General features: G+C 55.9%; 11 protein-coding genes. 7 read left to right on the top strand and 4 right to left on the bottom strand.

Features of this window, described 5'->3' with window-relative positions; genetic code table 11:
* Positions 1 to 4: 4 nt before the first annotated feature.
* From ABD735_RS15130 to ABD735_RS15120, 3 genes are read right to left on the bottom strand one after another with little or no spacing between them, the layout of a single operon-like run.
* The gene (locus tag ABD735_RS15130; protein WP_344807924.1) at positions 5 to 1,438 is read right to left on the bottom strand and encodes a sigma-54-dependent transcriptional regulator; all 1,434 of its coding nucleotides are present in this window, start codon (positions 1,436 to 1,438) and stop codon (positions 5 to 7) included.
* Entirely contained in the window at positions 1,435 to 3,093 is a 1,659-nt protein-coding gene (locus tag ABD735_RS15125; RefSeq protein ID WP_344807922.1) for a sensor histidine kinase, read from the bottom strand. The genes ABD735_RS15130 and ABD735_RS15125 overlap by 4 nt, the downstream gene beginning before the upstream one ends.
* Entirely contained in the window at positions 3,094 to 3,957 is an 864-nt protein-coding gene (locus tag ABD735_RS15120; RefSeq protein WP_344807920.1) for an outer membrane protein assembly factor BamD, read from the bottom strand.
* Between the two features lie 137 nt (positions 3,958 to 4,094).
* Between ABD735_RS15120 and ABD735_RS15115 the strand changes: the two genes are divergently transcribed.
* From ABD735_RS15115 to clpB, 3 genes are all read left to right on the top strand, one after another.
* On the top strand, positions 4,095 to 5,138 hold the full coding sequence (locus tag ABD735_RS15115; protein ID WP_344807917.1) for an RluA family pseudouridine synthase: 1,044 nt from the start codon (positions 4,095 to 4,097) through the stop codon (positions 5,136 to 5,138).
* 14 nt (positions 5,139 to 5,152) lie between these two features.
* Complete coding sequence (gene pgeF, locus ABD735_RS15110; RefSeq protein ID WP_344807915.1) at positions 5,153 to 5,908, top strand: peptidoglycan editing factor PgeF; 756 nt, start codon at positions 5,153 to 5,155, stop codon at positions 5,906 to 5,908.
* A 69-nt stretch (positions 5,909 to 5,977) separates the two neighbouring features.
* Positions 5,978 to 8,572, top strand: coding sequence for an ATP-dependent chaperone ClpB (gene clpB / locus ABD735_RS15105; protein WP_344807913.1), 2,595 nt, complete (start codon positions 5,978 to 5,980; stop codon positions 8,570 to 8,572).
* A gap of 45 nt (positions 8,573 to 8,617) precedes the next feature.
* Here the strand turns inward: clpB and ABD735_RS15100 are convergent, their stop codons facing one another.
* Complete coding sequence (locus ABD735_RS15100) at positions 8,618 to 9,142, bottom strand: DUF4124 domain-containing protein (protein ID WP_344807910.1); 525 nt, start codon at positions 9,140 to 9,142, stop codon at positions 8,618 to 8,620.
* A 562-nt stretch (positions 9,143 to 9,704) separates the two neighbouring features.
* On the opposite strand from ABD735_RS15100, the gene ABD735_RS15095 reads away from it, so the two are divergent.
* From ABD735_RS15095 to pssA, 4 genes are all read left to right on the top strand, one after another.
* Complete coding sequence (locus ABD735_RS15095) at positions 9,705 to 11,420, top strand: acetolactate synthase 3 large subunit (RefSeq protein WP_344808282.1); 1,716 nt, start codon at positions 9,705 to 9,707, stop codon at positions 11,418 to 11,420.
* A 4-nt stretch (positions 11,421 to 11,424) separates the two neighbouring features.
* Complete coding sequence (gene ilvN / locus ABD735_RS15090; protein WP_344807908.1) at positions 11,425 to 11,916, top strand: acetolactate synthase small subunit; 492 nt, start codon at positions 11,425 to 11,427, stop codon at positions 11,914 to 11,916.
* Positions 11,917 to 11,964: 48 nt separating this feature from the next.
* Positions 11,965 to 12,981 (top strand): ketol-acid reductoisomerase, encoded by a 1,017-nt coding sequence (gene ilvC, locus ABD735_RS15085; protein ID WP_344807906.1) that lies wholly within the window; start codon positions 11,965 to 11,967, stop codon positions 12,979 to 12,981.
* Between the two features lie 127 nt (positions 12,982 to 13,108).
* Complete coding sequence (gene pssA, locus ABD735_RS15080; protein ID WP_344807904.1) at positions 13,109 to 13,852, top strand: CDP-diacylglycerol--serine O-phosphatidyltransferase; 744 nt, start codon at positions 13,109 to 13,111, stop codon at positions 13,850 to 13,852.
* Positions 13,853 to 14,149: the final 297 nt, after the last annotated feature.

Here is a 14,149-nt window from a genome sequence, read left to right as displayed (position 1 = left end):
ACCCTTATTCCAGATTCAGCTTCTTGAGCCGATATCGGAGTGCACGAAAGCTGATGCCAAGCTGTTTCGCTGCCGCCGTCTTGTTCCATCGGTTAGCCTCCAATGCTTTCTCGATTTCCCGACGCTCCAGTTGCTCAAGGTAGGCCTCCAGATTGTCGGTAGCATCGATGTCCGGAACAGGCCTGCCGGCAGCGGCCCTGCCAATACTGTCTGAGGACACTGACACTTCGACAGGCTTCTCTGCTTGGAGCGCCTCCTCACGTGGCGTTTGAGGCGACTCGGCCACGGTCGCGTCTACGGCGTGATTAAAATGAATGTCATTGGCATTGATCACGTTGCCTTCGCACAGCGTTGCCGCCCGCTCCAATAAATTCTCCAACTCCCTCACATTGCCTGGATAGGAATAAGCACAAAGTTTCTCGAGTGCATTTGAAGAAATTTTCGGCGCCTTGCTACCATGCAGGGCCGAAATCTTGTTCAGCAGCGCATTGGCGAGTAGGGGAATATCGCTTTTACGCTGACGCAGGGGGGGAACGTGTAGCTCGATAACGTTGATGCGATAATAGAGGTCCTGGCGAAACCGCCCCCGCTCGACTTCAATGTGTAGCGCTTTATGTGTGGCGCTGAGTATGCGTATATCAACAGGGATCTCGGTCTGTTCACCGATCTTCCTGATAGCCTTCTCCTGAATGGCGCGCAGTAATTTGACCTGCATGCTGAGTGGTAGGTCCGCCACTTCATCAAGAAATAGCGTACCACCATGAGCCGCCTGAAATAGACCCTCTTTCGAATCCATCGCGCCAGTGAACGCGCCTTTGCGATGCCCAAAGAATTCACCCTCCATGAGGTCCGGCGGAATCGCGCCACAGTTCACTGGGACAAAAGGACCGTCGGCCCGCGGGCCGAGATTATGCAGTGCGCGTGCGACCAGTTCCTTTCCGCTACCACTTTCACCACTGATATACACAGGCGCCTGGCTTCGCGCCAGTTTCTGTATCTGCGCATTCAGTCGCAGGATATCCGAGGACTCGCCGAGAATCCCTGAACCCCTGGGAGAATCTTTCTTCTGATCCGAGTTCAGTGTCAGCGCCTGTTCCACAAGCGTGCGCAACCGTGAGAGTTCAACCGGCTTCGATACAAAGTCGAAGGCGCCAGCCTTGAGTGCGAGAATGGCTGTGTCAACACTGCCATAGGCCGTAATCACCGCTACCGGCAATTTCGGATAGCTGCCAGTAATATGCTCTACCAGGTCCAGTCCACTGCCGTCAGGCAGGTTCATATCGGTCAGACAGGTGTCAAAAGTCTCTTCAGCCAGAAACTGCCGCGCATCATGAAGGTTCGCCGCAGCACGAGTCTCCAGACCCATACGGCTCAGCGTGATTTCCAACAGGGCCCGAATATCGGGCTCGTCATCGACGACGAGAATGCGGCCCTTCATTCAGCACTGACCTTGCGCTTGGGGTGAGAGAGGGTGAGGCAGAATCGTGCGCCGCCCTCCGGCAGGTTGCTGAAGGTGAGCTGCGCCTGATTGGCCTGGCAGAGTTCGCGGCTGAGATACAGGCCGAGCCCGGTGCCATTCTTGTCGGTGGTGAAAAATGGCTCGAAGACGTTCTGCTGCTGGGCAGGCGTCAGCCCCGGGCCTTTGTCTTCCACACAGATTCGGGCCTGTCGGCTCGTTTGTAGTTCGCTGAGAATCACTTTGCAGTAGCCCTCTCCTGAATGCAGCTTGGTAAACTTCACTGCGTTGTTCATCAGGTTAGACAATATTTGATGAAGGTGCCCGGAGTCGAACTGGCCTGAAATCACATGTTCTGCGTCCACGCCACTGTCCACCTCGAACTCGATGACCGCATCAGGCGCCATGAAGCGTCTGTATTCATTGACGAATTCCTTCAGCCAATCGTTGAGCTCGATCCTTTCAATATTGCTGCTTCGACTCCGTGAGAGTTGCAAAATGTTTTCCACAACCCGGTTCATGCGGCTCGCATGACGCAGAACGATCTCGTTCAGGCTCTTGTCCTGTTCACTCAAAGTCTCGGATTCGCTCAGCAACTGAGCTGCGTGAGACGCCGCTCCCAGCGGGTTGCGAATTTCATGAGCGATGCTGGCCGTCAATCTGCCCAGCGAAGCCAGTTTGAGATGCTGCGCTTTCATGACGACCTTGCTGGTGTCCTCGATAAAGATGAGTACATCCTGATTATGATTCTTCGCAAGGTAGGCAAAGCTGAGCTGCAGTGGCGCCTGACCACTGTCTGCCGTAGATGGCAATAAGGGCTCCGTACTGACTTCAGAATTCTGCTTCCATTGCATCAGACGTACGGCAATTTCCTGAGGCAGGCGTTCGGGTATGCGCTGGTTCTGAATGCCGAGCATGGCCCGGGTCGACTCGTTCATCAACTTTACTTCCAGAGACTTGTTGGTAACGATGATGCCCGTCAACATGCGCTGAATGATCAAATGATTCAGTGTCTGCAGTTCAGTAATTTCGTGCGCTCGCTTTTGTGCCAGCGTTTCAGAGCTGATGAGGCGTGAAGAAAGATTCTGGATCACGACCGCTGCGGTGAAGTAGGCGATGCCAAAGACGCCGGACTCCACCACCGAATCGAGCTCACTTTCCGATAGCAGGAAGCGATAGATTTCCTGCGCCATCACGACCAGCGTGCCAGTGGCTGCCAGCAGCAAGCCCTTCCTGCCGGGATGGAGCATGCAGCCTGCCGCAACGTTGATCACGATCAGACTTGCCACGCCGCCGTTTACGCCTGAACTGAAAAAGAGCATGCCGCCCAGCAGTCCAATCTCCAGAAGCAGCGAGGCCAGCACATGTACCATGCGAGGCCTGAGACCTGCGAGTAGAAGGAGGGCTACGAAGACGTGGATAGCAAGATAGCTGGCTACCAGGATCTGGTAGTACAGCGGGTTCAGGAAGCTGCGTGTGCCTGTATTAAACTGAAAAAGGAGTGTCGTGAGGAGAATCAGGCCCACAACGACACGGTAATTGTTGTAGACCCTGAAGAGCTTTCTATAGGCCGCCGAGTCTACAGTCCCGGCGTTGCCGATATAGAAACCGCCCAGCGACCTGGGCAAGTCAGCCATCTAGTCGAGGTTCAGAACGCTAAAGATGTCCCTGTCTTCTTCGACCAGTTGGTCACCTTTGAACCGCATCCTGCTGTCAAATGCCGAGCTGTCTGGATAGCTGGCCGCTAGAACGGCCAGCGTATCCGCTGCCTGGGTATCCAGGCCCAGCTTTCTCAATACTTCAACCTGAAGTACCAGGGCATCTTCGACGGCCTGGGTCTGGGGCAGATTCTCAATCACGTAAGCGGTCCTCGCAGCAGCAGCGACAAAGGCCTGACGCCGAATGTAATAGCGCGCTACAAACAGCTCATGCTGGGCCAGGCGCTCCTTGATGGCGATCATGCGCTGACGTGCGTCGGCGGCATAATCGCTGGCTGGAAAGCGTTCAACCAGGGTAGAAAAGTCCTGGAACGCCTCTCGAGCCTTGCCGGGGTCCCTCGAGCTCGGATCCACTGGCAGGTATCGCTGCCCAAGACCAACATCAGCATAGAAATTTGTCAGGCCTCTCAGATAATAAGCATAGTCCACCTGATCACTGTCCGGATGCAGTCGGATGAAGCGATCGGCCGCGCTTGCTGCCAGTTCAGGCTGCAACGAATTATAGCGGGCGTAGATCAGATCCAGCTGCGCCTGTTCTGCATAACGTCCGAAAGGATGATAGGTCTCGAGATCTTCGAGAAAGGCCGAGGCCTCAATGAAATTACCGGCGTCTATGGCACGCTTAGCCCGCTCGTAATATTCCTTCTCACTCAACACCTCGACAGGCGCAGTGGCGCATGCCGAGAGCAATCCGATACAAATGAGTATGACGCTTACCGCACGAAAGCCGTTCAAAGAGGCTTGCCGCTTGCGGCGGAGGTTTTGCAACAAAAGAGATAACATGAAAAGTCCGCTTCAGGATTAGCAGGATCAGGCAATGGTCCAGGCGGTATGCTTACCGCTCGCAACCCGATACCATTAGTATTGCATAACCACATCTTACACGCATAGCAGAGAGACCAGGGGATCCACCCGCCACCATGACAAATATGACATCAGAGGAAGAGCTAGATCTCGACGACGTCACGGCTCAACCGACCCAGCTGGAGCTGGATGACACCTGTACCGTCGAACTGGGTGGTCAGCGATTCGATCTGGTAGCCCTTGCCATGATCGGCCAGCATTATGACGGGATCTCCCGCGCCAAGGTCCAGCAATGGATCGAAGACGGCACCTGCCTTCTCAATGGCGAAACCTCTCGTTCGAAACAGAAGGTCTATGCAGGCGACCAGCTCACGCTCAAAGTTACGCTGGCGGCCGAGGGTGACTGGGTAGCGCAGGATATCCCGCTGACCATAGTTTACGAAGACGAGCATCTGCTGGTAATCGACAAACCAGCTGGCATGGTCGTGCATCCGGCGCCGGGTCATCCGGACGGCACGCTGGTCAATGCCGTGCTCCACCATTCGGAAGCGCAGCGTTTACTGCCGCGGGCGGGCATCGTGCATCGGCTCGATAAGGACACCAGCGGCCTGATGGTCGTGGCCAAGACCCTTCTGGCTCAGAGTAGCCTCATAGAACAGCTCAGAACGCGCTCGATGGGTCGTCATTATTACGCTATCTGCAAAGGCGTTCCAATTTCGGCAGGGAAAGTCGACGCGCCGATCGGACGCGACCCGGCTCACCGGCAGCGTATGGGTGTAGTGGGTGGCGGCAAGCCGGCCGTGACGCATTATCGAGTCATCACCAGACATCATTACTGTGCGGAACTCATGCTCAAGCTGGAAAGCGGCCGCACCCACCAGATCAGGGTGCACATGCAGCATGCTGGCTTCGCCCTCGTGGGAGATCCGCTCTATGTGAAGATGCGCGGCAGCTGGCTTCGAGGAATGGATTCGGTGCTGAAGCAGACGCTGAACGATTTTCCGCGACAGGCGCTTCATGCTACCGAGCTCAACCTGATCCATCCTGCTACCGAAGAGCCCATGTCCTGGACCTCAGCGCTGCCAGACGACCTTGTCGCCTTGCAGAAAGCGCTTGAGGCCAGTGATAAGGCTGCCAAACTGGCCTCGCAGATTCAATGACAGTGGTTGCATAGGTGGTAGAGCCACTGGAAGTGATGGCTGCTGACTGGAGCGCACCCCACGGGGTGCATGCCTTTACCACCTGGCGTGCCGGCGGCGTCAGCCTCCCGCCCTACAACAGCCTGAACCTTGGAACACATGTCGGCGACGATCCAGAGGCCGTTGCAGAGAATCGCCGTCGGCTCTGGTCGGAGATCCAACGTCAATCGCCGACGATGATTGATGTCACATGGCTGACCCAGGTGCACGGCACACGGGTGGCGGAGCCTGGCCCGGACCTCGCAGAAGCCGACGCCTTGTTCACCCGTAGCAAGGGCAGGGCGCTCGCTGTCATGACTGCAGATTGCCTGCCCGTGTTCCTGACTGCAGCCGACGGCAGCGAGATCGCAGTGGCGCATGCCGGCTGGCGAGGCCTGGCTGACGGCGTGATCGAGGCCGCCGTCGAGCGCTTTGCAAATAAACCAGCGTCGATACTTGCTCATCTAGGTCCAGCCATAGGGCCGACAGCGTTTGAAGTAGGAGAGGACGTCCGCGCAGCTTTCATTGCCAGGGATTCGCGCCATGCAGGCGCTTTTCAACGAGCGCCAAAGCGAGATGATCGGAAGTACTGGTGTAATATCTACCTCCTTGCCTCACAGATATTGCAGAGTAATGGCGTCACAACAGTGACCGGCGGCAAGGGTTGCACTTACACTCAGCCAGATCGATACTTCTCTTACCGCCGGAATGGGCCGACGGGTCGTATGGCCAGCATTATCTGGCTTGATTAAAAAGTCTTCACCCCCATAACTGATTCAGAACCGAATTTTCGGTAAGCAACAGTTTCAAGGGGCACTCTCATGCGTTTCGACAAGTTTACCAGTCGTCTTCAGGCCGCCCTGGCGGAGGCGCAATCCCTCGCGCTCGGTCGCGACCACAATTTCATCGAACCCGTTCACCTGCTCAGTGTGCTGCTGAGCCAGCAGGGCGGCAGTGCCCGGCCGATATTGCAGCAGGCAGGCGTCAATGTCGCCAGCCTCAAGCGCGATGTCGATCAGGCGCTTGATGATCTACCAAAGGTGCAGTCCAGCGATGGTGATGTTCATGCATCCAACGATCTCGGTCGCCTGCTGAATCAGACCGACAAGCTCTCGCAACAGAAAGGCGATCAGTTCATCTCAAGTGAGTTGCTCTTGCTCGCCGCCATGCAGAACAGCGGCAAGCTCAAGGACATGCTCGAGAAGAATGGTGCGACCAAGCAGGGCCTCGAAAAGGCCATAGAGACCATTCGAGGGGGCGAGTCGGTGCAGGATGCCAATGCCGAAGAAAGCCGGCAGGCACTCGACAAATACACTATCGACCTCACTGCCAGCGCTCGAGCCGGCAAACTCGACCCTGTCATCGGGCGAGACGACGAGATTCGCCGAACCATTCAGGTGCTGCAGCGGAGACGCAAAAATAATCCCGTCCTCATCGGGGAGCCTGGCGTTGGTAAAACGGCCATCGTGGAAGGCCTGGCTCAGCGGATTGTCAATGGTGAAGTACCTGAAGGCCTGAAAGACAAGCGAGTCCTGTCGCTTGATATGGGCTCACTCATTGCCGGTGCAAAGTTCCGTGGTGAATTCGAAGAGCGTCTGAAAGGCGTGCTGAACGAACTGTCCAAGCTGGAGGGGCAGGTCATTCTCTTCATAGACGAGCTTCACACCATGGTCGGCGCCGGCAAGGGTGAAGGCGCCATGGACGCGGGCAACATGCTCAAGCCAGCGCTCGCCCGTGGAGAACTCCATTGCGTAGGCGCTACCACACTCAATGAGTACCGGGAATTCATCGAGAAGGACGCAGCGCTCGAGCGACGCTTTCAGAAAGTGCTGGTCAACGAGCCGAGCGTGGAAGACACCATCGGCATTCTCCGCGGACTCAAGGAGCGCTACGAGGTCCACCACGGCGTCGATATCACCGACAGCGCGATTCTGGCAGCTGCGAAACTGTCGCACCGGTACATCTCTGATCGCCAGTTGCCGGACAAGGCCATCGATCTCATCGACGAAGCCGCTAGCCAGATCCGCATGGAGATTGACTCCAAGCCAGAGCCACTCGACCGGCTCGAACGCAAGCTGATCCAGCTGAAAATGCAGCGTGAAGCTTTGAAGAAAGAAAGCGAGGAGTCGTCACGTCGTTCGCTCAGGGAGCTTGAAGAGCAGATCGACGTCATGGAGCGCGAATTCGCTGATCTCGAGGAAATCTGGAACGCAGAAAAAGCCTCGGTACAGGGGGCCCAGCATATCAAGAGCCAGCTGGAGCAGGCGCGGGTCGATCTGGATCAGGCGCGTCGCAGTGGCGACCTCGCCTTGATGTCAGAGCTGCAGTACGGCCGAATTCCGCAGCTTGAGAAGCAGCTGTCGGCCGCCTCTGAGGCGGACCTGACCGAACTGAAACTGCTCAGAAACCGTGTGTCCGAAGAGGAAGTGGCGGAAGTCGTCTCAAAATGGACCGGCATCCCGGTCAGCAAGATGCTCGAGGGCGAGCGCGACAAGTTGCTTCGCATCGAAGAAGCCTTGCACAATCGTGTCATAGGTCAGAATGAAGCGGTGGAAGCCGTAGCCAATGCCGTGCGCCGTTCGCGAGCCGGACTGAGCGACCCCAACAGACCCAATGGATCCTTCCTCTTCCTTGGCCCCACTGGAGTAGGCAAGACCGAGCTCTGCAAATCGCTCGCGCAGTTCCTGTTCGATAGCGACGACGCCATGGTCAGGATCGACATGTCAGAATTCATGGAGAAACACTCGGTCGCCAGGCTGATTGGCGCCCCCCCAGGCTATGTAGGCTATGAAGCGGGTGGCTATCTCACCGAAGCCGTTCGCCGTCGTCCTTACTCGGTGCTGCTGCTGGACGAAGTCGAAAAGGCCCATCCGGATGTCTTCAACATTCTCCTGCAGGTGCTGGAGGATGGCCGATTGACTGACGGGCAGGGCAGGACGGTCGATTTCCGCAACACGGTCATCGTGATGACCTCGAATCTCGGTTCAGACATCATTCAGGCCATGGGCGGTCCGGGCGTCGACGCAGATAAGGATTACGCAGCCACCAAGGAGGCGGTGCTCGAGGTGGTCGGGCGTCACTTCAGGCCCGAATTCGTCAACAGGATCGATGAGGTTGTAGTCTTCCATCAGCTGACGGCGAAGCAGATTTCAGGCATTGCAGCCATACAGCTTGAGAATCTCAATCGACGACTTGCCGAGCAGGACATCCGTCTTGAAGTCAGTGACGAAGCGCTCGAGTTTCTCGCCGAAGCCGGGTTCGATCCGGTCTACGGTGCAAGGCCGCTCAAGCGTGCGATTCAACAACGGCTGGAAAACGCCCTGGCTCAGGGTCTGCTCGAAGGTCGCTTCCAGAGAGGTGATGTGATTACGGTGAACAGAGAGGGTGGCGAGCTCAGGTTTGGCACTGCCGCTTAATGTAGGAAATGGAGAGACCGGTGCCTGCCGCCGGTCTCGTACTCCTTACCCGCCGCAGTTTTCCTTGATGTCCGTGGCGATCTTCTGGCGTTTTTCAACAATTTCTTCTGCAGTCAAGTAGCGCCGCTCACCTTCTTCCTCGACCTGAATCCGCGCGTTTTCTTCAATCGTCTGCATATTGCTACGAAGGGACTTGCAGCGCTCCTGATTCTTGTTCATCTCTTCCGCAGTCTCAGCATCTATCTTCGCTTGCACCTCATCGACTTGCTGTTTCTTTTCAAGCTCGTCGATCTGCGACTGCAGCTCAGGCTTGACCGTGTAAGCGTCCTCATTTCCGTCGCCTGCCTGACTGTTCTGGTTGCCAGGTTTGCTCGCCGTGGTGCCGACCTTCAGTTTGGTAGCACCCTTGGATGGCTCCTTGTCGGAATAGTGGATCACCCCATTCTCATCCGTCCATTTGTACACACTTCCGGCGATGGCCAGAGAGGCATTCGAAAGGGCAGCTGCACTCACGACAATGGCCATGATCCGAAACTTCTGTCCGAGAGCGTGGCTCGAAAATAGCCGCATTTCGGAATCCTCCTGCAAAATGTTGCGCCGTCACAACGACGGTATCAATAACGATGTCAATTCAGCATAGGTCACGCTTTGACCTGCCGCCACGGGGCAGTGAAGGCTATTTGCGTTCGATTTAACGCTTAATTAAGGAATTGTGGCCCAATTAACACCACGTCAGGCTTGACTGTGGAAATTCAGCTGGCAGAATTACAGATTGCTCGGTAGTCGGTTTCAGGCGGACACAATCTGCCTCAAAACGCGTACTGCCGACCACACATCTCAAGATCAAAGCTATCTGAACTTATGGTCTTCCGCAAAATGCCGAACTGGCAGTCGCGTAGGGAACTCGACAGATTCAAGGTTTGTCGGCCGCCCTGCGTGTGGCAACAGTCGATTCACTCACGGTGTCGGCTGAGTGCTTCAGGCAGCGATGTTAGGCTGACCTGTGCCTGATTTGGCAGACAGTAACAATTCTGACGCTTCCCAAAGCCCACCAGCAATTGCCGCTGACAGTGAAACGAATGGCTTCGGCCACTGAGACACACTTTCATTAGAGGAAACCAGGATGGCAGAAATGTTGTCTGGCGCCGATATGATCGTCCGCTTTCTGCAGGACGAAGGTATCGAATATATCTACGGCTACCCAGGTGGAGCTGCCCTGCACATCTACGATGCGCTTTTCAGGCAGGACAAGGTCAAGCACATACTGGTGCGGCACGAACAGGCGGCCACTCACATGGCCGACGGCTATGCTCGCGCCTCCGGTAAAGCAGGTTGCGTGCTCGTGACCTCCGGCCCTGGCGCCACGAATACCATCACGGGTATCGCCACCGCCTATATGGACTCGATCCCAATGGTCGTGCTCTGTGGCCAGGTCGCATCGCACCTGATAGGTGAGGACGCCTTTCAGGAGACTGACATGATGGGTGTTTCACGCCCCATCGTTAAGCACAACCTGAGCGTGCGCAGTCCCGAAGAAATTCCGATGGTTCTGAAGAAGGCTTTCCACCTGGCCCAGACTGGTCGTCCCGGTCCCGTGGTTGTGGATATTCCAAAGGATATGACCACGCCCAACGAGAAGTTCGCTTACGAATATCCCAAGCGAATCAAGCTGCGGTCCTACTCGCCACCTACCAAGGGCCATGCCGGACAGATCCGCAAGGCCATGGAGATGCTGCAAAGCGCGCGTCGGCCTGTGGTCTATGCGGGCGGCGGCGTAATACTCGGCAAGTCGAGCGAACTGTTGGTCCGACTGGTCAGGGAGTTGAATATTCCTATCGTCCAGACCCTGATGGGGCTTGGTTGCTATCCTGCCAGTGATCGTCAGGCCCTCGGTATGCTCGGCATGCACGGCAGCTATGAAGCCAACATGACCATGCACAACAGCGATCTCGTTCTTGCGCTTGGCGTCCGCTTCGACGACCGGGTCACCAACGGCACCGAAAAGTTCTGTCCCGGTGCGCGAATCGTTCATGTCGATATCGATCCGGCATCGATCTCGAAAACCGTGCAAGTCGATGTGCCTATAGTAGGGCCGCTGTCGTCAGTTATCCCCGACATGCTCGAAGCCCTCAAGGAAGTTGGTCCGCACAAGGATAAGGATGCCCTGGCAGCCTGGTGGAAGCAGATCGATACCTGGCGCAAGCACCATGGCGGACGCTTTGTGGAGCAGGTTGGCGAGATCATCAAGCCACAGTACGCCATACAGATGCTGCACAAGGTCACGAACGGTGATGCGTACATCACGTCCGACGTTGGCCAGCACCAGATGTTTGCTGCGCAGTACTATGGCTTTGACAAACCAAATCGCTGGATCAACAGCGGCGGCCTCGGCACTATGGGCTTTGGTCTTCCCGCAGCGATGGGCATCAAGCTTCACTATCCCGAGGCAGAAGTCGCCTGCGTGACCGGTGAGGGCAGCATCCAAATGAATATTCAGGAGCTCTCCACCTGTAAGCAGTTCGATTTGCCAGTCAAGATCATCAACATCAACAACCAGCGTCTCGGCATGGTCAAGCAGTGGCAGGACATGAACTACGAAGCCCGTCATTCGCACTCGTATATGGAGTCGCTGCCGGATTTCATGGCGCTCGCACGAGCCTATGGTCACGAGGGCATCACCATCCGCAAGGCCAGTGAACTCGAAGCTGGCCTGGAGCAGGCTTTTGCGATGAAGGACAAGCTCGTCTTCGTCGATATCTACGTCGACCCAGAGGAGCACGTCTATCCGATGCAGATTGCACGTGGCGCAATGAAAGATATGTGGCTCAGCAAGACGGAGAGGGTGTAGCCGGATGCGCAGAATATTGGCAATGCTGCTCGAAAACGAACCAGGCGCGCTCTCGCGAGTTGTCGGTCTGTTCTCACAGCGGAACTACAACATTGAAACCCTGACCGTAGCCGCGACCGAAGATCCGACCCTGTCGCGTCTCACAGTCACGACCGCAGGGTCGGACAAGGTCATCGAACAGATCACCAAGCAGCTCAACAAGCTGATCGAAGTGGTCAAGATCGTCGACCTGACGGAAGGCGCCCACATCGAGCGTGAGCTCATGCTCATCAAGATGAAGGCCACCGGCTCGCATAGAGCCGAAATCAAGCGCGTGACCGACATCTTCCGCGGTCAGATCGTCGACGTGACCAGCACGGTCTACACCGTGCAGCTCGTCGGCGACAGCGACAAGCTCGATGCCTTCATCCAGGCCATTGGCGCAGCCTCCGTCATCGAAGTCGTTCGTTCAGGCGTCTCCGGTGTCGCACGCGGCGAAAAAACTCTGTCGCTCTAGCGGCAAACGATCACACCATTATTGATAATCAGTACAGAGGAGTTACACATGCAGGTTTACTACGATAAGGATTGCGATCTCTCGATCGTCCAGGGCAAGAAAGTCGCCATCATCGGCTACGGCTCACAGGGCCATGCCCACGCAAACAATCTCAAGGACTCGGGTGTCGATGTCGTGGTTGGTCTGCGCAAGAGCTCATCTTCCTGGAAGAAGGCTGAAGAAGCCGGTCTGCGCGTCAGCGAAGTGGCTGATGCCGTCAGCTCCTCCGATATCATCATGATCCTGACCCCCGACGAGTTCCAGTCGCAGCTGTACCGTGACGAAATCGAACCAAACCTGAAGCAGGGCGGCACACTGGCCTTTGCGCACGGCTTTGCGATCCACTATAACCAGGTCGTGCCGCGCAAGGATCTCGACGTCATAATGATCGCGCCAAAAGCGCCAGGTCACACTGTTCGTTCCGAGTTCGTCAAGGGCGGCGGTATCCCTGATCTGATTGCGATCTTCCAGGACGCATCAGGGAATGCCAAGAATGTAGCACTGTCATACGCCTCCGGCGTTGGCGGCGGCCGTACCGGCATCATCGAAACCACATTCAAGGATGAGACCGAAACTGATCTGTTCGGCGAGCAGGCCGTACTCTGTGGTGGTGCCGTTGAACTGGTCAAGGCAGGTTTCGAAACACTGACCGAAGCTGGTTATGCACCGGAAATGGCTTACTTCGAGTGTCTTCACGAGCTCAAGCTGATCGTCGATCTCATGTATGAAGGCGGTATCGCCAACATGAATTATTCGATCTCCAACAACGCCGAGTATGGTGAATACGTCACTGGCACCGAAATCATTAACGACCAGTCTCGTGCAGCCATGAAGAATGCGCTCAAGCGTATTCAGGAAGGCGAGTATGCGAAGATGTTCATTCAGGAAGGTGCGGCAAACTATCCTTCAATGACTGCCCGTCGTCGCCTGAACGCCGAGCATCCTATCGAGAAAGTTGGCGAGAAGCTGCGTGGCATGATGCCATGGATCGCGTCCAACAAGATCGTTGATAAGAGCAAGAACTAACACTAGGCTGTGTCCTGTAGCCCACCCCTCGCCACGAGCGGGTGGGCAGTGGTTCAAGCCTTGAATAGGGACGAATTAGCCTATGTCTGTAAATGGAACGCCAGAAGATCAGCCGATAGATTCTACGGTGACTAATACAAATGATCCTGACGATGTCTCCGAAATAAAATCCCGTCGTCGTGGCGTCTATCTTTTACCAAATCTCTTAACCACAGCCTCTCTGTTTTCAGGCTTTTACGCCATCGTTGCAGGCATGAACGGCCATTTCGATAATGCAGCGATCGCCATCTTTATTTCCATGGTTCTGGACGGCCTTGACGGCCGCGTCGCCAGAATGACGAATACTCAAAGTGCCTTCGGTGCAGAATACGACAGCCTCTCGGACATGGTGGCGTTCGGTGTCGCGCCAGCGCTGGTAGCCTTCTCCTGGGTGCTTTCCGATCTCGGCAAGCTGGGCTGGATAGCCGCCTTCATTTACGTTGCCGGCGCCGCACTGCGACTCGCGAGATTCAATACCCAGATTGGCTCGACAGACAAGCGCTATTTTGTCGGTCTGCCCAGTCCGTCGGCTGCAGCCATAGTGGCCGGCATGGTGTGGGTCTTCCACGATACGGAGATATCGCCCACCCTAACAGGCATCGCCGCTATTGTGGTGGCCTCTGCTGGTGCGCTTATGGTCAGCAATGTGCTGTACTACAGTTTCAAGGATCTGGATCTGAAGGGTCGCGTCCCGTTCGTGAACGTATTGATCATAGTCGGCCTGTTTGCTCTGATTGCCATAGCACCTGCGCAGATTCTGTTTGCGACATTTCTGCTATATACACTGTCTGGACCAGTCATCTCGCTGAGACGCCGGCTCAGTAAGTCCTGAGTCTTTCAATCGTCTCCGGCGCGCGCAGGCCTGGCCAGTCGTGCCATTTAGCCTCGGCTCACTGGGGCGTCGAGGGATGAGCCAGGCGGCTGAGTATAACGTGCCAGATGGCCAATTTGACGCTTTCCAAGTGCCCACAAATCGGCCTAAAAATCAGCCAATTACCAGCGCTAGAAATTTCTTTAAAACTTTTTGATTTAGCCTGTTGACTTGGGCGCCCAAAAGCGTAGAATTGCGCTCCTCTTCAAGGCGAACACGAAACACCGGACGCCAAGAAGACCGCTCTTTAACATAGAT

The organism is Allohahella marinimesophila, from assembly GCF_039538005.1.
Lineage (GTDB): Bacteria > Pseudomonadota > Gammaproteobacteria > Pseudomonadales > Oleiphilaceae > Allohahella > Allohahella marinimesophila.
Note: the sequence above shows the minus strand (reverse complement) of the source record. Positions and strands in the feature narration are given on the sequence as shown.